General features: G+C 68.7%; 15 protein-coding genes and 1 tRNA gene. 5 read left to right on the top strand and 11 right to left on the bottom strand.

Annotated elements, in window-relative coordinates; all coding sequences use genetic code 11:
* Nucleotides 1-11: 11 nt before the first annotated feature.
* The 7 genes from pknB to ABZ863_RS02725 all read right to left on the bottom strand — a co-directional run bounded on the left by pknB (nt 12) and on the right by ABZ863_RS02725 (nt 9,620).
* Nucleotides 12-2,021 (bottom strand): Stk1 family PASTA domain-containing Ser/Thr kinase, encoded by a 2,010-nt coding sequence (gene pknB / locus ABZ863_RS02755; protein ID WP_358530196.1) that lies wholly within the window; start codon nt 2,019-2,021, stop codon nt 12-14.
* A gap of 100 nt (nt 2,022-2,121) precedes the next feature.
* Nucleotides 2,122-3,327 carry a serine/threonine-protein kinase gene (locus ABZ863_RS02750; RefSeq protein ID WP_358530193.1) on the bottom strand — a complete coding sequence of 402 codons (1,206 nt, stop codon included), beginning with the start codon at nt 3,325-3,327 and terminating at the stop codon, nt 2,122-2,124.
* A 3-nt stretch (nt 3,328-3,330) separates the two neighbouring features.
* Entirely contained in the window at nt 3,331-4,800 is a 1,470-nt protein-coding gene (locus ABZ863_RS02745; RefSeq protein WP_358530190.1) for a penicillin-binding protein 2, read from the bottom strand.
* Nucleotides 4,797-6,287 (bottom strand): FtsW/RodA/SpoVE family cell cycle protein, encoded by a 1,491-nt coding sequence (locus ABZ863_RS02740; protein WP_358530188.1) that lies wholly within the window; start codon nt 6,285-6,287, stop codon nt 4,797-4,799. The genes ABZ863_RS02745 and ABZ863_RS02740 overlap by 4 nt, the downstream gene beginning before the upstream one ends.
* Nucleotides 6,287-7,672, bottom strand: a complete 1,386-nt coding sequence (locus ABZ863_RS02735; protein ID WP_358530185.1) for a PP2C family serine/threonine-protein phosphatase — start codon at nt 7,670-7,672, stop codon at nt 6,287-6,289. Before ABZ863_RS02735 ends, ABZ863_RS02740 begins: the two co-directional genes overlap by 1 nt.
* Nucleotides 7,669-8,133 carry an FHA domain-containing protein gene (locus ABZ863_RS02730; RefSeq protein WP_358530514.1) on the bottom strand — a complete coding sequence of 155 codons (465 nt, stop codon included), beginning with the start codon at nt 8,131-8,133 and terminating at the stop codon, nt 7,669-7,671. Before ABZ863_RS02730 ends, ABZ863_RS02735 begins: the two co-directional genes overlap by 4 nt.
* 227 nt (nt 8,134-8,360) lie before the next feature.
* Nucleotides 8,361-9,620 (bottom strand): FhaA domain-containing protein, encoded by a 1,260-nt coding sequence (locus ABZ863_RS02725; RefSeq protein ID WP_358530182.1) that lies wholly within the window; start codon nt 9,618-9,620, stop codon nt 8,361-8,363.
* Between the two features lie 127 nt (nt 9,621-9,747).
* Here ABZ863_RS02725 and ABZ863_RS02720 point away from each other — a divergent pair.
* The 3 genes from ABZ863_RS02720 (at nt 9,748) to ABZ863_RS02710 (ending at nt 12,447) form a co-directional block, all read left to right on the top strand.
* Nucleotides 9,748-9,830, top strand: a tRNA-Leu gene (locus ABZ863_RS02720).
* Between the two features lie 202 nt (nt 9,831-10,032).
* Nucleotides 10,033-11,082: a PLP-dependent transferase gene (locus ABZ863_RS02715; RefSeq protein ID WP_358530180.1), complete on the top strand. Its 1,050-nt coding sequence runs from the start codon at nt 10,033-10,035 to the stop codon at nt 11,080-11,082.
* A gap of 147 nt (nt 11,083-11,229) precedes the next feature.
* Nucleotides 11,230-12,447, top strand: a complete 1,218-nt coding sequence (locus tag ABZ863_RS02710; RefSeq protein WP_358530178.1) for a thioester domain-containing protein — start codon at nt 11,230-11,232, stop codon at nt 12,445-12,447.
* A 122-nt stretch (nt 12,448-12,569) separates the two neighbouring features.
* Here ABZ863_RS02710 and ABZ863_RS02705 read toward each other — a convergent pair whose 3' ends face one another.
* The 4 genes from ABZ863_RS02705 to ABZ863_RS02690 all read right to left on the bottom strand — a co-directional run bounded on the left by ABZ863_RS02705 (nt 12,570) and on the right by ABZ863_RS02690 (nt 17,155).
* Nucleotides 12,570-13,577 (bottom strand): MsnO8 family LLM class oxidoreductase, encoded by a 1,008-nt coding sequence (locus ABZ863_RS02705; protein ID WP_358530175.1) that lies wholly within the window; start codon nt 13,575-13,577, stop codon nt 12,570-12,572.
* A gap of 417 nt (nt 13,578-13,994) precedes the next feature.
* Entirely contained in the window at nt 13,995-15,194 is a 1,200-nt protein-coding gene (locus tag ABZ863_RS02700; RefSeq protein WP_358530173.1) for an MFS transporter, read from the bottom strand.
* A gap of 45 nt (nt 15,195-15,239) precedes the next feature.
* Complete coding sequence (locus ABZ863_RS02695; protein ID WP_358530170.1) at nt 15,240-16,100, bottom strand: CoA ester lyase; 861 nt, start codon at nt 16,098-16,100, stop codon at nt 15,240-15,242.
* Nucleotides 16,097-17,155, bottom strand: a complete 1,059-nt coding sequence (locus ABZ863_RS02690) for a CoA ester lyase (RefSeq protein ID WP_358530167.1) — start codon at nt 17,153-17,155, stop codon at nt 16,097-16,099. Before ABZ863_RS02690 ends, ABZ863_RS02695 begins: the two co-directional genes overlap by 4 nt.
* Before the next feature lie 84 nt (nt 17,156-17,239).
* Here ABZ863_RS02690 and ABZ863_RS02685 point away from each other — a divergent pair, with 84 nt between their 5' ends.
* Nucleotides 17,240-17,797 carry a hypothetical protein gene (locus ABZ863_RS02685; RefSeq protein WP_358530164.1) on the top strand — a complete coding sequence of 186 codons (558 nt, stop codon included), beginning with the start codon at nt 17,240-17,242 and terminating at the stop codon, nt 17,795-17,797.
* Between the two features lie 244 nt (nt 17,798-18,041).
* Nucleotides 18,042-18,683 (top strand): hypothetical protein, encoded by a 642-nt coding sequence (locus ABZ863_RS02680; protein WP_358530161.1) that lies wholly within the window; start codon nt 18,042-18,044, stop codon nt 18,681-18,683.
* Nucleotides 18,684-18,687 lie beyond the last annotated feature (4 nt).

Raw genomic sequence — 18,687 nt, 5'->3', positions numbered from 1 at the left:
CGGCAACCACGTCAGTTCCCGTCGCCGCGGCCCCCGGGGAGTCCGGGGATCGATGGCTCCGTCGTTTCCGACGTCTCGGTCTGCCCGTTCTCCTCACCGATGAACAGGGTGATCGACTGGTTCTTGGTGATCGTCGAGCCTGCCGAGGGGCTCGTGTTGGTCACCTTGCCGACGTCCTTGTTGTCGCGCACCTCTTCGGGCTGTACGTGGACGTTGCCGCTCCAGCCTGCGTTGCGCAGCTCCGCCAGCGCCTGGTCCTCGGTCATGCCGACCAGATCCGGCATCGAGATCTGCTGGTTCGCTCCATTGGAGACGTCCAGCGTGATCTCCGTACCCGCGGGGAAGCTCCCGGCGTTCGGTGTCTGGTTGACCACTTGCCCAGCGGGTTCCGCCGAGTCGACGTTGTTGCGGATCACCGCGAAGCCGAGAGACTCGAGTTGCGACTGCGCCCCATCGGCCTGCTGACCGGTGAAGTTCGGCACGTCGATCGTCTCCGGCGCCTTGCCGATGGTGATCCGGACCGTGGAGCCCGTCTCGACCTCGGTCCCGGCACCCGGCGTCTGCTCGAGGACCTTGCCGACCGCGCTCTCGTCGTTGACGACCGTTTCGGAGACGTTCTGGTCGAGCACGAGGTTGGCCTCGCGCAGCCGTTCCTCGGCGCCCGACCGGTCAAGGCCGGACAGGTCGGGTACCTGCACCTTCGCCGGAGCCGCCCCCACGCGCAGCACGATCTCCTGCGTCGCCGCCACCTGCTGGTCAGGCTGCGGGGCGGTGCTGATCACCTTGCCGACCTGGTCGGCCGTGCACCCCTCCGTGCCGTCGGCGCTGGGCCGGTCGAGGCAGGCGACGTCCTCCCTGCGCAGGTTGTTGAACCCGGCCGCGCGCAGCCGGGTCTCCGCCTGCTCGACGGTCTGCCCACGCACGTCGGGGACGGCCACCAGGTCGGGCTGCTGGTTGAAGGCGCCCATGATCCACGCGACGAAGGCGGCCATTCCGACCGCCAGCAGCACGAGCAGGGCCGCGATGATCCCGCGCCTGCGGCGTCTGCGGCGCGCGTCCTCCTCGGCATCGTAGGCATCCGGGGTGTAGTCGTCGTAGCCGTACGACTCGGGTTGGCTGCGGCCGGCGTTGAGCACCTGCGTGCGCTCGTCGTCGGACATCACCATGGGTGCCGACGGGCGCTGCCCCGACAGCGTGCGCACCAGGTCAGAGCGCATCTCGGCCGCGGACTGGTACCGGTTCGCGGCGCCCTTCGCCAGCGCTTTGAGCACGACGGCGTCGAGCTCCGGCGACACGGCGGGGTTGACCGCCGACGGTGGCTTCGGGTCCTCTCGGACGTGCTGGTAGGCGACCGCGACGGGGGAGTCGCCAGTGAACGGTGGCTCCCCGGTGACCAGCTCGTAGAGGACACATCCGGCTGCGTAGACGTCGCTGCGCGCATCCACCTGCTCGCCGCGGGCCTGCTCCGGCGACAGGTACTGCGCGGTGCCGATCACCGCCGCGGTCTGCGTCATCGCGGCCTGTCCGTCGTGCAGGGCACGCGCGATGCCGAAGTCCATGACCTTCACGGCGCCGTTGCGCGTGATCATGATGTTGGCCGGCTTCACGTCCCGGTGCACGATGCCGTGCCGGTGCGAGAAGTCGAGGGCGGCGCAGACGTCGGCCATGACCTCCATGGCCCGCTTCTGCGACATCGGACCCTCGGTCTTGACGATGTCGCGCAGCGTCCTGCCCTCGACGAACTCCATGACGATGTAGGGCAGTGGACCGTACTCGGTGTCCGTCTCACCGGTGTCGTAGACGGCGACGATCGCGGGGTGGTTCAGCGCCGCGGCGTTCTGCGCCTCGCGCCGGAAGCGCTCCTGGAACTGCGGGTCGCGGGCGAGGTCGGCGCGCAGGATCTTGACGGCTACCTCGCGGCCGAGCCGCGCATCGTGGGCGTGGTGGACCTCCGACATGCCACCGTAGCCGATCGTGTCGCCCAGCTCGTAGCGGTTCGAGAGCATTCGGGGTGCGCTCATTGCTCGGTGCCGTTCCATTCCGTCAGTGCTTTCTCCAGCGCGCGTGCGCATTGCGGTAGACGGGGTGCTCGTGTCGGCACTGCGTGCCTGCCTGTGACTCTCACCCGCGGTTCTCCATCGGGAGCGTGCCAATCATGCCTTGTCCGCCGTCCCCGTCGAAGGAACGCTCCCCGGTGTCGGACCAGTTGTCTCGTATGTTGGTCGTTTCACTCTCCGGCTGGCCGGGCACCGGGTCGTCGTCCTGCCGCAACAGCACCGTCAGCAACAGGGTGATCACAACGGCGAGGACCACGAACCCCAGCGAAAGCAGTATCCACAACGTGGCGGGCCTGCGCCGCTGCTGAGGCATCACGATTGGAACCGGCGTGCTGCCCGGTGCGGCGACCGGCTGCATCGACGGATGCGACCCTGGCCCGACCGGGGTCATCGGGTTCATCGGGTATCCCGTGTTGACCAGGCCCGACGGGGTCGGCAGCGGGTGGCCTGCGCGCACGGCCGCCACCGCGGCCGCGAACTCGCCGCCTGTCGCGTACCGCTGCCGGGGATCCTTCACCAGGGTGGCTTCGATCACCGCACGTGCGCCCGGTGGCACATCGGGCGGCAACGGCGGAGCCAGGTCCCTGATGTGCATCATGGCGACGGTCACCGCGTTGTCCGACAGGAACGGCCTGCGCCCGGCCAGACATTCGTAGCCGCACACGGCGAGCGAGTACACATCGCTCGCGGGTTCGGCGTCGTGGCCGAGCGCCTGCTCCGGCGCGATGTAGTGGGCGGTGCCCATGACCATGCCCGAGCGGGTCACCGGCGCCGAGTCGGCGGCCTTGGCGATGCCGAAGTCGGTGAGCTTCACCGTGCCGGCCGGGGTGACCATGATGTTGCCGGGCTTGACGTCGCGGTGCACCAGCCCGCGCTCGTGCGCGGCCTGCAGCGCGTTGCCTGCCTGTTCGAGGACGTCGAGTGTGCGCTCGGCGGAGATCCGGCGCTCGCGCGCGAGGATGGCGGCCAGCGGCTCGCCCTCCACCAGCTCCATCACCAGGAACGCGATCGAGTACTCGCTGGTCTGCGTCTCGCCGTAGTCGTGGACGGCGGCGATGTTGTGGTGGTTGAGCGAGGCGGTCGTCTTCGCCTCCGCGCGGAACCGGTGCAGGAACTCGGCGTCGCCGGACAACTCCGCCTTGAGGATCTTCACCGCGACTGTGCGGTCGAGCCGCGTGTCGCTTGCCTCCCACACCTCGCCCATGCCGCCGACGGCAATGCGGCTGGCGAGGCGATAGCGTTCCGCGATGAGTTGCCCCGACGACAGCATGCGCTAGCCACCCCCGAGACCGGCGGCGATCGTGGCCCTGGCGATCTCGGCCGCGACGGTGCCGCCGGTGGCGGCCAGCCCGTGGTTACCACCGGACTCGACGATCACGGCCACGGCGATCTGCGGGTTGTCGTACGGCGCGAAGGCCGTGTACCAGGCGTGCGGCGGGGTGTTCTTCGGGTCGGTTCCGTGTTCAGCGGTCCCCGTTTTGGAGGCGATCTTCAGCGCGGGGTCCTTGCCGCCGCCCTTGGTGTTGTCCTCCGAGGCGATCATCATGTCCGTCAGCACCTTGGCGTTCTCCGCCGACATCGCGGGCTCACCGGTGAGCTCCGATGGGCTGAACTCCTCGATCGTGGACAGATCCGGTGCGAGCAGTGCCTTCACCAGCTGCGGCTTCATCGCCACGCCGCTGTTGGCGACGGTGGACGCCAGCAGTGCGTCCTGCAGCGGCGTGAGCCGCACATCGCGCTGGCCGATGCCGCTCTGGTACAGCGCGGGCTGGCTCGCCAGGTCACCGAGACCGGACGGCACGACACCGAGCGGGACCTCCAGGTCGGTCATCCCGATGCCGAAGTTCGCGGCGGTGGCCTCCAGTTTGTCCTTGCCGAGGTCACCGGCGATCTTGGCGAACGCGGTGTTGCAGGAGTACCGCAGCGCGTCGGCCAGTGTGGTGCCGGGGCAGGTGGCGCCGCCGTAGTTCTCCAGAGTGGTGTTGGTGCCGGGCAGCGTGACGTTCGCATCGCTGGTGACCGGGCTGTCGGCGCGCATGCCGTTCTCCAGCGCCGCGGCCGTGGTGACGATCTTGAACGTCGACCCGGGCGGGTACGTCTCCCTTACGGCCCGGTTCAGCATCGGGTTGGCGGGATCGTCGGTGTAGGTCTTCCACGCCTGCTGCTGGCTGTCGGCGTCGTGCGAGGCGAGCTTGCCGGGGTCGTAGGACGGCGTGGACACCATCGCGAGGATGTCGCCGGTCTTCGGGTCCAGCGCGACGACCGAGCCGGTGTAACCCCTGGAGACCATCGCGTTGTAGGCGGCTTCCTGCACCGACGGTCGCACGGTCAGTCGCACGTTGCCGCCGCGGGGGTCGCGGCCGGTGATCATGTCGGAGAGCCTGCGCACGAACAACCGCGGGTCCGAACCGTTGAGGAACTCGTCCTCAGTGCGCTCCAGCCCGCCCGCGCCGTAGAGCACCGAGTAGTAGCCGGTGACCGGGGCGTACATCGGGCCGTTGAGGTAGGTGCGCTGGAACTTCAGCGTGTCGTTCGTCGGATCGACGCTGGCCAGCACCTGGCCGGCCTCCTCGGACACGATCTTCCCGCGCTCCCTGGCGTACTCGTCGAGCAGCACACGCGAGTTACGGCCGTCGGTGCGGTAGTCGTCGGCCTGCACGACCTGGATGTAGGTGGCGTTGGCCAGCAGGAGCGTCACCATGACCAGCATGGCGATGCCGACCTTGCGGAGCGGGGTGTTCACGGCGTGCTCCCTCCGTCGGCAGCCGGTCGCGGTCGCTGCACCATCACCGTGTGGGCCTCGGCCAGTGGCGCCTGCACCTGCGGGCGGGGCTTCGGCGGCTGCTGTGGGCGGCGAGCTGTGTCGGAGATGCGCAACAGCAGGGCGATGAGGATGTAGTTGGACAGCAGCGACGAGCCACCCGCGGACAGCCAGGGCGTGGTGACGCCGGTCATCGGGATCAGCTTGGTGACGCCGCCGATGATCACGAAGATCTGCATGATGATCGCGAAGGACAGGCCGCCGCCGAGCAGCTTGCCGAACGTGTCCCGCACCGCCAGCGCGCTGCGCATACCGCGCATCGCGAGGATCAGGTAGATCATCAGGATCGCGCCGAGCCCGACGAAGCCGAGTTCCTCACCGAGTGCCGCGCTGATGAAGTCGGTGCTAGCTTCCGGCACCGTCTCCGGCCTGCCCGCGCCGAGCCCGGTGCCGAACATGCCGCCGGTGCCGAGGCCGAACAGACCCTGGGCGATCTGGTACCCACCGCCCGGATCGTCGTAGGTGGCCAGCGGGTCGATCCAGTTCGCCACGCGTTGCTGCACGTGGGTGAAGAGCTGGTAGGCGATGAGCGCGCCGACGAAGAACATGCTCAGGCCGACGACCACCCAGATGACCCGCTCGGTGGCGACGTAGAGCATCACCAGCACGATGCCGAAGAACAGCAGCGCGGTACCGAGGTCGCGCTCGAAGACGAGGATGCCGAGACAGACGACCGCGGCGATGATGATCGGGCCGAGGTCCCGTGCGCGCGGCAGCTCCACGTTCAGCACCCGCTTGCCTGCCGTCATGAAAAGGTCCCGCTTCGCGACCAGGAAGGACGCGAAGAAGATCATCAGCAGGATCTTGGCGAACTCACCCGGCTGGATCGAGAAGCCGGGCAGTCGCAGCCACACCTTGGCGCCGTTGACCTCCGACAGCGAGGCCGGCAGCACAGCCGGCAGAGCCAGCGCGACGATGCCGATGAGGCCGAACGTGTAGGCGTAGCGGGTCAGTGTGCGGTGATCCTTCACGATCGTCAGCACCGCGAGGAACAGGAACAGCGCGAACACCGTGAACAGCACCTGGCGCGGTGCGTTCGCCGTGATCTCCTGGCTCAGCGAGATCGCCCGCTGCTCGCGGGCGAGATCGATCCGGTAGATCATCACCAGGCCGAGCCCGTTGAGCAGGGCGACACACGGCAGGATCAGCGGATCGGCATACGGCGCCCAGCGGCGCACCGCGAGGTGCGCCACACCGAAGATCGCCAGGTAGGCCAGCCCGTACCAGACGACCGATAGGGACAGTTCCTGTTCCTGGTTCGCCTGCACCAGCACGAAGGCCGACGTGACGATGAACGCGGCGAAGGAGAGCAGCAGCAGTTCGGTTCCCCGCCGCCGCGGCAGTTCGCGTGGCGGGTTGGTCGTGTACTGCGGAGCGACGACGCCGGGAGTCCCTGCGGGCTGCGCCATCAGTTACCGCCTGGGCTGGGCGCCGGGCGGCAGTCCACCCCCGGCTCCTGCCTGCGCTGGTCCGGAGTCGTCGGCGCCGTGGTCGGGATCTGCGCCGAGCCGCTCTGGCCGATGCCGCCGGCCACACCGCCGCCCTGCGGCTGCACCTCGTCGCAGATCTCGAGCATGTTGTTGCGGCGCAGCGTGTCGATGTATTCGCGAGACTGCGTGAGCCCGTCGCGCTTGACGCCGTTGCGCACGGCAGCACGCGCGTCCTCCTGCAGGTCCTGCAGGCGCAGCGGCTCGCACAGGCTGGCCTCCGGCGGGCAGGAGCCCTCCGCCTGCCGATGCAGGTCGAAGCCGAGCACGCTGCCGGAGACCCCCTGGAAGATCACGACTTCCTGGTTGGTGCCCACGCCGACGTAGTACTGCCGTAAGACGAAGTAGCGGGTCGCGATCGCGGCGGCCGCCAGCAAAACGAGGGCCAAGCCGAAGGCGATCAGCAGGCGGATCCGCTTACGGCGTTTCGCTTTTGGGTCCGGTGGCGGCTCCATCGGCTCGAGCCGCTGCGGAGGCGGGGTCGGCGGCGCGGTGAGCGCCCGCGCCCGCGCGGCCGGGGAGTCGCCCTGGGGTCCCTCGTCGCTGCCGTCTCCGGCGGCGCCGCCGACGATGGGCGCGTCGTCGCCGTAGTCGACGTCGACGACGTCAGCCACGATCACGGTGACGTTGTCGGTGCCGCCGCCCTTGAGCGCCAGCTCGATCATCCGGTCCGCGCATTCCTGCGGGTCCGGGATATGCATGGCTTCCTGCAACGTCTCGTTGCTGACCATGCCGGACAGCCCGTCCGAGCACAGCAGGTAGCGGTCACCCGCCCGAGCCTCACGCACTGTGAAACTCGGTTCGACCTCATGGCCGGTGAGCGCCTTCAACAGCAGCGATCGCTGCGGATGCGTCGCGGCCTCGTCCTCGGTGATCCGACCCTGCTCGAGCAGCTCGTTGACGAAGCTGTCGTCACGGGTGATCTGCGAGAACTGGCCGTTGCGCAGCAGGTAGGCACGCGAGTCACCGACGTGCACGAGCCCGAGCCGGGAGCCGGAGAACAGCACCGCTGTGAGCGTGGTGCCCATGCCGTCGAGGTCAGGATCGTTCGCGACGAGCTCGGAAATGGCCTGGTTGCCTTGGGACACCGCGTCGCGCAGCTGCGACACCAGGTCGTCGCCTGGCTCGTCGTCGTCGAGTGGAGCCAACGAGGCGATGACGACCTTGCTGGCCACCTCGCCGGCGGCGTGGCCGCCCATGCCGTCAGCCAGTGCGAGCAGGCGCGGGCCGGCGTACACCGAGTCCTGGTTGCTCGAACGAACCAGGCCACGGTCACTGCGGGCCGCGTAGCGAAGAACGAGAGTCATGGGCGAAGCTCGATCACCGTCTTGCCTATCCGGATGGGGACGCCGAGCGGGACTCGGAGGGGTGCAGTGACCTTAGCCCGGTCGAGGTAGGTCCCGTTCGTCGAGCCCAGGTCTTCCACGTACCACTCGTCACCGCGCAGGGAAATGCGTGCATGGCGGGTGGAGGCGTAGTCGTCGTCGAGCACGAGCGTGGAGTCGTCCGCACGGCCGATCAGGATCGGTTTGCCGTCGAGCGCGATGCGCGCGCCGGCAAGCGCGCCGTGCGTCACCACGAGCTGTCGCGGCATCTTGCCTCCGCGGGACTTCTTCTGCTCCTTGCCCCTGCGGAAGCTCGGCACGTTGACGCGTAACCCGGATGCCGCATAGAGATCCGAGCGCACCACACGCAGCGCGGCGAACACGAACAACCAGAGCAGGAGAAGAAACCCTGCTCTGGTGAGTTGAACGACCAGCTCTGGCACCTGTTGTGTCAGCTCCCGCCTTTTCGTGCCCACCCCGTGACGAGCGCGTCACGGGTCCCCGCATGGCCGCCATTATGCGGGACCCGCATCAGCGGGCCATGCGGTATGGCCGAAAAGCCGCGCTCGGTGCTCGTCCTGAACGCGCGACCGGACTTCGGCGGGCGCGCGTGAGCGCTCGCCAGTGCAGATTCAGTCCAGGTCGCCGAACAGGCTCTCCAGAGTCAGGCTCAGCCTTGCGTACGGAACACCAGCGAGGAATGACCGACCCTGATGACGTCGCCGTCGGCGAGCTGCCAGGTCTGCACAGGGGTGCCGTTGACCGTCGTGCCGTTGGTGGAGCCGATGTCGGCAAGCGTGGCGCTCTGCCCGTCCCAGGTGATCTCCAGGTGCCGGCGGGATACGCCGGTGTCCGGCAGCCGGAAGTCGGCGTCCTGGCCACGGCCCACGACGTTGCCGCCCTGCTTGAGGGCGTACGCACGGTTGGAGCCGTCGTCGAGCTGCAGGCTGGCGCTCAGCTGGCGGTTGCCCCCGGGAGCCCCCGGCGGTGCGTAGCCCTGCTGGGCGTACGGGTCCGCCTGCGGAGCCTGAGCGGGGTAGCCACCGGGCGGGCTCGGCGGTGCGGCGTAGCCCTGGTCGTAACCGGGAGCCGGGGGCTGCTGCCCGTAGCCCTGGTCATAGCCGGCGGGCTGCTGGCCGTAGCCCTGGTCATAGCCGGCGGGCTGCTGGCCGTAGCCCTGGTCATACCCACCGGGCTGCTGCTGGCCGTAACCCTGGTCGTACCCACCGGGCTGGCCCTGGCCGTAGCCCTGGTCATAGCCGCCGGGCTGGCCTTGGCCGTAACCCTGGTCGTACCCGCCAGGCTGCTGGCCGTAGCCCTGGTCATACCCACCGGGCTGCTGCTGGCCGTAACCCTGGTCGTACCCACCGGGCTGGCCCTGGCCGTAGCCCTGGTCATAGCCGCCGGGCTGCTGCTGTCCGTAGCCGTACTGGCCCTGCTGGCCGTACGGGTCACCCTGGTCGTATTGGCCGTATCCGCCGGGCTGGCTCATTGGTCGGTCTCCTGCGTCGCTGGTTCGTGCTGGCCGTGCTTGACCCCCGGCGCCTGGTGCTTTGACGTCGGGATCGACGGTCGAGCGGGTCTTAAACTGTCCAGTATGCAGCGCGTCGTTGCGCTCTAGCGAGACTACGACGTCACCATAGGTGTCCCAGCCGTGCTCGGCGAGGTGCTGTGCGACGGCGTCGGCGAGCAGTCGGGTGACCCGGTGCTCGTCCCCCGCCATCCGGTCGTGATCAGTGGCACCCAAGGACACGATGTAGTGGTTCGGAGCAAGCTTGCGCCCGCCCGCGAGCTCACGGACGTTGTCCTCACTCTCACGCTCCAGATCCAGCGCCACTTCCTGCGTGACGACGTTGCCACCGAACATCCGCGCGAAGGTGTTGCCCACGAGGCTCTCAAGGCGCCGATCGAAGCGCTGAACGCGGCCCACCGGGACAACCTCCTCCTTCCACGTGTACCTCCGAATAGATCGTATCCGGGTTTGGCGCGTTAAACACTGGGGCCGGTGAAACCCGTCTGAGGTCCCTGCTACGCTTTGCGAGCTGTCGCAGTTACTCGGGCGAGTGGCGGAATGGCAGACGCGCACGGTTCAGGTCCGTGTGTCCGAAAGGACGTGAGGGTTCAACTCCCTCCTCGCCCACCCGATTGACCCGATCCTGCTTGTCGCTTTGCGACTTCGCCTCCATCGGGTTTCGATGATGTTGGGGGGCCGAGCCCCCATACCCCCCCACGGTGCCAGCTCCACCTGACCCGGCGTTGTCTCTTCTCGATTGACCAGCAGCGTGGCCCCCGTCATTGTGGGCTGGTTTGCAGATTAGGGGCATGCTCATGTGGAGGGTGTTGTGAATCTTGAGTGGTCGGCGCGGACCCGTGCCATCGTTGCCGGTCGGCCTTCCGGCGCGGGGCAGCCGATGAACGTGCCCATGGTGCCGGCAAGCACACTCGGACTCGGCTATTCCCGGGAGGACGGTACGCCGACCTGGGCAGCCCTCGAGGAGGCGATCGGCGCACTGGAAGGTGGCCTGGCCACCGCGTTCGCCTCCGGCATCGCCACACTCTCCGCCGTGCTCGACCTGCTGCCGGCCGGAGCCGAGATCGCCGTGCCCGCCGACAGCTACGCCGGCACGCGCGCTGCGATCGAACACGCCGAGCGCATGGGCAGGCTGCGCAGCCGCCGGATCGCACCGGCCGACACCGCCGCCTGGGTCGCGGCCGCCGCTGAGGTCGACCTGCTGTGGCTGGAATCGCCAACCAACCCGAGTCTCGAGCTGATCGACATCGCAGCGATCGCGCAGGCCGCCGCGGCTCAGCCGAGTAAGCCGAGGGTGGTCGTGGACAACACGTTCGCGACACCACTCGGCCAGCAGCCGCTGTCGCAGGGCGCCGACATAGTGGTGCACAGCGCGACGAAGCTCATCGGCGGGCACAGTGACCTGCTACTCGGGCTGACGGTCACGGCTGATTCGGGCCTGGCACAGCAACTGCGGGACGCACGCACCCGCGGGGGTGCGACTCCGGGGACGCTGGAGTCGTGGCTCGCGCTGCGCGGGCTCCGTACGTTGCCCGTGCGCTACGCCGAAGCATCCCGCACGGCAGCACTGCTCGCCGAGCGGCTGGCCAAGCAGCCCGCGGTGACCCGTGTGCGGTACCCGGCTGCGGGCGCCATGATCGCGCTCGAACTGGCCGACGCGGCCACCGCCGACCGGTTCTGCTCCGGCCTGCGGCTGATCCGGCATGCCACGAGCCTCGGCGGGGTGGAGACGTCGGTCGAGCGCAGGGCAGCCAGGGCAGGGGACGCACATGTGGCGGCGGGACTGCTGCGACTCAGCGTCGGCCTGGAAGATCCCGAGGATCTGTGGCGGGATCTCGACGAAGCACTGAGCGGCCGGTAACAACGCGTACTCGGTTGCTGGCCTAAACCACTCGCACGAGTACGGTTCACACCAATTTTCTGCCCTGTGTATGCTCCGCTTTCACTGAGAAGTGTGATCTTCACCCGAACTAGGGAACTGCTCTTTTTCTGTGGGGTTAGGAGTCTCATGCACAGTAGAACCGCGTTCGCTCGAGCGGGCGCTGTCCTCCTCGGCGCGTCCGCCGCCGTGGTGTTGACGGCGCTGCCGGCAACAGCCGACGAGGTCGTCGCTCGTATCGACTCGCAGGGCGCATCAGCCGGCCTGCGTGTCAACCTCGGCGAGGGATACGAGTCGATGCAGACGAACCTGTTCCGGCTCGAGTTGGACGGCGGAAACTCGTTGCGGGCCTACTGCGTCGAGATCGATGTCCGCGTCGATCCGAAGCGAGACCTTTCCGAGAAGCCGTGGGACGAGTTCCCGAATCCGGACTCGCCGTTCCACGACAACCGCGACCAGATCCACTGGGTGCTGCAGAACGGCTACCCGTCCGCGGACACCGACGCGCTCGAGGGCACTCTGACCGAAGCCGGCGTGGAGCTCCACAATGGACTCGGCAAGGCCGAGGCGATCGCGGCGACGCAGGCCGCTGTCTGGCACTTCAGTGACGGCAAGGACCTCGACCGGGAGAACCCGGCGCCCGGTCAAGCCGAGTCCGCCGGCGATGTCCTTGGTCTCTACGACTACCTGACCGGTGACGACAACGTGGGAATCGGCGAGCAGCCGAAGCCGACGCTCGACATCAGCCCGGACGACATCGCGGGCGAGGCGGGAGAGCGGCTGGGGCCGTTCACGGTCGCGACCACCGGCGCCATCACCGAGTTGACGAGCGAGCTGCCCGAGGGCGTGACGTTGACCGACGCCGACGGCACCGAGCTCGCCGTCGAGGACATCACCAACGGCACCGAGCTCTACGTCGACGTGCCGGCCGATGCGGAAGCCGGCGAAGGCCGCTTCGAGCTGACCGGCAGCGGGCACGTCGACACCGGACGGCTGTTCGTCACCAAGGGCTACGACGCCAAGCCCGCGCAGTCGCTGATCGTCGCGCAGTCGGAGAAGACGACCCTGTCCACGGGTGCGGGTGTGAGCTGGCAGGCCGCTCCGGTGGAGACGACTACCCCGGCGCCGCCGACGACCAGCACGCCCACCGAGGCGCCGCCGACGAGCGCGCCCACGTCCGAGGTGGTCGTGCCGACGCCCACCGAGACCTCGGTGTCGCCGCAGGCTAACTCCGGTGACCTGGCCGAGACCGGTGTTTCGATCACCACGCCGATCATCATCGGCGCTGTGCTCGTCGCCGCCGGTGTCGGAGCACTGCTGCTCCAGCGCCGCCGCGCCAACTCCTGACCCTTCGTAGTTGTTCCCCAGGGCCACCTTGGTTGCGCCCACCCGTCTCCCACCACCACCCAAACGGAGACGCTTCGCGCCGCAGTGTTCGATTCCTGCAACCAAGGTGGCCTTGGGGGCTTTCAAACGCCCTGCGGATGGGCCAGCTCGGCCAGGCGCGTGTACGAGTCGAGCATGTCGGTGCGGTCGTAGGTGCTCATGGTGATGAGCAGCTCGTCGGCTTCGGTACGGGCGACGAGTTCCGCAAGCTCACCAGCCACGTCCGGGGCGGTGCCGTGGATCTGCCCGCGTAGCGACTCGGCCAGTAACTTGGCTTCGCGTTCGGTCGGCTCCGGCAGGTCGGCAGGCGCGTGCAGTGGCGGGAACACCCCGCGCGTGCGCGCATGCACCAGTGACCACGCCTCCGGCAGGAGCAGCTCCCGCGCCCGTTCCCGGGTGTCGGCGACGGCGACCGCGCTGGATACCAATACATACGGACGCGGCCACAGCGGCGACGGGCGGAACCGCGCGCGGTAGGCCGCGATCCGTTCCGCCACCGCGCCCAGCCCGTTGATCAGCGCGATCACCAGCGCCAGGCCCAGCTCAGCTGCCAGCCCGGCACCCGCGCCGGTGGCGAGCACGAAAGCGGGTACACGCAGCCCTTCCGTCGGGATGCCGTGTACGCCGGGATGGGCTTGCTGGTCACCGGTGAAGTAGCCGAGCAGCTCCCGTACCTGATCAGCGAACCGGTCGGCGTCGTCCTTGCCGTGTCCGAGCGCATCGCGCACCCTGCCTGTGAAGCCAACCGACCGGCCGAGCCCCATGTCGATCCGTCCCGGGTAGAGCGCTTCGAGGGTGCCGAACTGTTCGGCCACGACGATCGGCTGGTGGTTCGGCAGCATCACGCCGCCGGTGCCGATGCGGATGCGTGAGGTGGCTGCCCCGATGGCGGCCGCCAGCACGGTCGGCGCGGAGCCGGCGACCCCGGGCACGCTGTGGTGCTCCGACACCCAGAACCGGTGGTAGCCGAGCACTTCCGCCTGCCGCGCGAAACGGACGGTGTCACGCACAGCCGCCGCCGGATCCTGACCGATCCGCGTACTAGACCGGTCGAGAACGGACAACCGGACCGGCAACCTCAGTGCGTTCACACCAGGTCCAACGCCTACGGCCTGACCGAATTCCGCGCGAGTCCCCCGCTCCGGTTCGCGAGTCCCCCGGTCCGGTCGGCGAGTTGCCCGTCCGTGCGCCCGAGTTGCCCGCTCCTGCCCGCGAGTTCCCCGCTCTGGTCGGCAGAGTCCCGCGTTCCGGGGTACGAGTTGTTCGCTCCGGTCGGCGAGTTGCCCGCTCGCGGAGTGACGATCGATCGGGTTCTCCAGTGCAGGCCGGTGTTCATCTGGACCTCTACACACGACCGGAAGGGGCAACTCGCGTGCGCGGACGGGCAACTCGGTGACCCGAGCGGGCACTTCGGCGGCCTGAGTGCGCAACTCGCGTGCTGGAGCGGGCAACTCGCGTGCCTGGGTGGGGGACTCGCCGGCCTGGGTGGGGGACTCGCGGCGTTTGGGCTACCTGGTGGGGCGGGTTAGTAGTCTGCGGCCTAAGGTTCGCCATGCGGTTACGGTCATGCCGGTCATCACCACCGCCGAGCACCAGAACGGCGCCGTGACACCGAATGCGGCGGCTAGCGGGCCGCTGATGAGGCTACCCAGCGCGGCACCACCGACGCTGAACAGCAGGTACACGCTGTTGACCCGGCCACGCAGCCGATCGGGTACCACCCTTTGCCGCCAGGTTGTCGACACCACACCCCACAGCAAACCGTGTACACCGAACATCACCAGCGTCGCGATCGCCTGCCACGGCGCATCGGCAAGGGCGAGGGACGCGTGAGTCAGCGTCTCGACGACCAGCCCGGCCCGGAGCAGTACCGAATCCGGGAAGCGTGCCCGCAGCCTGCTCGCGATCGTGGTGCCGAGCAGCCCGCCTGCCGCCGTGGCCGTCAGCAACAGCCCGTAGCCCACCTCGCCCAGCCCGAGCCGCTCGCGCGCGTAGAGCACCAGTATCGCGAACGACGCGAGCATCGTGATGTTCATCAGGCAGATCGACAGTGCCAGCATTCGCAGCACCTGATGCCCCCACAGCCAGCGCAGTCCCTCGCCGATTTCCGTCCACAAGGGACGGCGCTCGACACTGCTCGGCGTTATCCTCGCGAGCGCGCCGAGCAGTGGCACTGCCAGTACGAACGCGACCGCGTTGACACCGAACGGCAACGCCGCCGCGAATGCGAACAGTGCCGCGCCCAAAGGCGGAGCCACGAACTGGTTGGCCACGAAGTACAAGGCGAACAACCGCGCGTTGGCGCTCGGCAGTGCAGCGTCGTCCACAATGGCCGGAAGGATGGCGCCGGAGGCGGTGCCGACGAGGAAGAACGCCACGTAGATCATGGCGATCGTCGCCGTGCCGGACCACACCGCGACCGCGAGCCCGCCGATCACCAGGCCGCGCAGGAGGTTGACCACTACGAGCAGCCGCCGCCGGTCGAGCCTGTCCACATAGGCCCCGCTGATGAGCGAGAAGAGCAGCCACGGCAACTGCTGCACGAAGACCGCGCCAGCCACCAGTACCGGGTCGTCCGTCAGCGAGGCGATCAGCAACGGCGCCGCGGCCAGTGCCACACCGTCGGCGATGTTGGTGAACGCGTTGGCCGTCCACAGCTTCGCGAAGTCGGCGCCGAGCCGCGGCCTGCCACCACTGCGCGGCCTCATGCGGCGGCACGTTAGTCGGCCCGCCGCCGCCGCGGCAAAGGCTTTTCAGCCGAGCTTGCCAACGGCCGCCGCGAGGTCGAGCACCCGTTGTGCGTTGTCGACATGCAGGTTCTCGATCATCCTGCCGTCCACTGTGGCCACGCCCTTGCCCGCCGCACGGGCCTCGTCGAACGCCTCGATGACACGGCGAGCGTGCGCGATCTCCTCGTCCGACGGCGCGAAAACGGCGTTGCAGGGCTCGATCTGGCTCGGGTGGATCAGTGTCTTGCCGTCGAAGCCGAACCGCCTGCCCTGCAGGCACTCCACCTCGAAGCCCTCGAGATCACGCACGTCGTTGTAGACGCCGTCGAGGATCACCTTGCCTGTGGCGCGTGCCGCGAGCAGACACAACGAAAGGCCGCCGAGCAGGGGGGCACGGCCGGGCACGAACTCCGCGTGCAACTCCTTGGCGAGGTCGTTGGTTCCCATGACGAGTACGGTCAGCCGCTCGCTTGCCGCCGCGATCTCCTCGGCATGCAGCATCGCGACCGGCGTCTCCACCATCGCCCAGATCGCGGTGTGGTCCGGCGCCCCGCTGAGTTCGAGTGCGCGCTCGATGTTGTGCACGTCGCGGGCGGAGTTGACCTTGGGGATGACGACGGCTGCCGGTCCCGCCTGGGCAGCGGCACGCAGGTCGGCGTCGTGCCACTCGGTGTCCAGCCCGTTGACCCGGATGGCCACCTCGCGCGTGCCGTAGTCACGGGAAGCGGCCACGGCGCACACGCGATCGCGCGCGGCGTCCTTGGCGTCCGGCGCGACGGCGTCCTCGAGATCGAGAATCAGCGCGTCGGCAGGCAGGGTCTTTGCCTTCTCCAGCGCGCGCTCGTTCGCGCCGGGCAGGTAGAGAACGGAACGGCGCGGTTTCATGCGCGAGCCTCCTTCATGGCTGCGTCGTAGGCTTCGGCCAGCTCGGGGTCGCGCGCGGCGAGCTCGGTGACCACCCGGCACTGCTTGACCGAGGCGTCGTCCTGCATCTTGCCGTCGATCATGACCGCGCCGGTGCCATCGCCCATCGCGTCGATCACCTTGCGCGCCCAGGCAACGTCCTCGGGTGCAGGAGAGAACACCTTCTTCGCGATGTCGATCTGCACCGGGTGCAGGCTCCAGGCACCGACACAGCCGAGCAGGAACGCGTTGCGGAACTGGTCCTCGCACGCGACGACGTCGCGAATGTCACCGAATGGTCCGTAGTACGGCAGGATCCCGTTCAGCACGCACGCGTCGACCATGCGCGCGACCGTGTAGTGCCCAAGGTCCTGCTGGTAAGTCGTGCGGCCGCTGTGCAGGTCCTCGCCAACGGGATCGGTGCGCACGAGGTAGCCGGGATGGCCACCGCCGACGCGGGTGGTCTTCATCCCGCGGCTGGCGGCGAGGTCGGCCGGGCCGAGCGAGATGCCCTGCATGCGCGGACCGGCACCGGCGATCTCCTCGACGTTGGCAACGCCACTCGCCGTTTCCAGGATCGCGTGCACCTGCAGTGGTCTCGTCAGACCCGCGCGGGCCTCGAGCTGAGCGAGCAGCCGATCGATGTAGTGGATGTCTTGTGCGCCCTCGACTTTCGGCACCATGATCACGTCCAGCCGGTCGCCGATCTCGGTCACGAGCGTGATCAGGTCGTCGAGAACCCATGGCGAGTCGAGGCTGTTGATCCGGGTCCACAGCTGGGTGGAGCCGAAGTCGGTTTCCTTGGCGATCCGCACGAGTCCGTTGCGGGCGGCCTCCTTGCGGTCGGCCTTGACGGCGTCCTCGAGGTTGCCGAGCAGGACGTCGACCCGTTTCGCGAGCTCGGGGACCTTCGTGGCCATCTTCTCGTTGCTCGGGTCGAAGAAGTGGATCATCCGCGAGGGCGGTGCGGGGATCTGCCGGACCGGTTCCGGCGCACCCAGTGCGAGCGGGGCGAAGAAATCCTTCGGCGAGCGCATCGCGTCCTCCAGCGCTGGCGGGCATTGCCTGCCGACCCTAACCCGCGCCGGTGGGGAACCGCTGCGGCAGAGATCACCTCACAGTTGACTGTCCGTACGTGGGCTCTGCCGGGATTCACCGAGGTGAAACCGCTCGGCGAGGGAAGTTTCGGCCAAGTCGTACTCGCCCGGCAGGACGACCGGGTGATCTCGGTGCGCTACCGGCTCGACATCCGCTCGGCACAGTTCGGCAATCACGGCGGGTACGACCTGCGGCTGGTGTCGGTCGACCTCCGCAGCGGCAGGCCGCTGCATGCGGCGGACGTCTTCGCGGCCGCGGCGACCGCACCGTCCGGAGCGGCCGAGCTGGAGGAGCGCATCGTCGACCAGCCGCCCGGTGGGTACTGTCCCGCCTCCGTGCTGAACCCGACGAGCTCGTTGACACCCGATGAGCTGCGGATGCCGTACACGGTGGGCGGTTATCCAGTGATGCAGACCGGTTACAGCGCCGATGCGGTGGAGTTCCTCGTCTTCACGCCGGCGTTCGGGTACGAAATGGCCTGTGGATACCGCACCTTCACGGTGCCGTATGCCCAGGTCACGGAGCTGATGACGGAGGATGCGGCCGCCGCGCTGGCCCCCGGTCCGCAGCCCACGCGGTGAGCACGTGCCACTCTGTGCAGCACCGCTCGCCCGCATGTCACCCATCCGGCGGCACTGCCGGGCCGAACTCTTTCGACCGCCCACCGACCGATCACCGACCGTTGGGCGCCGTCGATCGCAGGTACGCGCTTTACCGCAGACTGCGCCGCTTTTCGGTTGTTAGCTAATGCCCGGCGCCATTTCGAGTGGCGTCGAACGCACGAACCGAGTAGCGGCAGTAGTAACGGCAAGGGAGGCGGACTTCGTGGCGGCAACACCTGGGCAGACCGCGGTGACGAGCGGTGCGAACGGAAGCCGGTCGACCTCGAGTCGCATCCTCCCGCCTGTCGAGCTGCCGGCGGGCGCCGACCAGCTGGCTGCCGAGGCAGCCGCTCAGCTCGGCTGGGACGGCGTGCTCCTGCCACAGCTGACGTTGTTCGGCAGGCGCGTCTACGTCGTCGCCCGGCTGCGTGCCGAGGCGCATGCCGAGCGCATTGCGCTGGGCATCGGTCCGGTGACCGACCGGGCGAGTGTGGCGACCTGGACGTGGCCGGAGCTCGCGGCCTCCGCGCCGCCCGCCGCTGCTGAGATCGTCGGTGTGCTCGCCGTCGCGCGCCACTGGCGGACCGGGCTGGCCGCGACAGTGCCGTTCGCCCGCTACGGCGACGCCGCGATGGTGCTGCCGCGTGCAGCCACACTGAGCCACGACTACGTGGACAACTGCCTGCCCCGCACCCGTGCCTACGGCCTCGCCGTGGTCACCGCCGACGAGAACGCGATCGTGGACCTCGACGTGTCGGGTCGCAGCGAGCGGATCACGCTCGGGGAGGACGCGGTGTCGCGCTGGGTCAACGAGGCCGTGTACGAGCAGCTGCTCGCGGTGGAGGTCCCTGCCAGGGCCGAATGATCTC

The sequence above is a fragment of the Saccharomonospora sp. NPDC046836 genome, from assembly GCF_040645195.1.
Classification (GTDB): Bacteria; Actinomycetota; Actinomycetes; order Mycobacteriales; family Pseudonocardiaceae; genus Prauserella_A.
The sequence above is the reverse complement of the archived record's forward strand: the minus strand, read 5'-3'. Positions and strand labels throughout refer to the sequence as shown.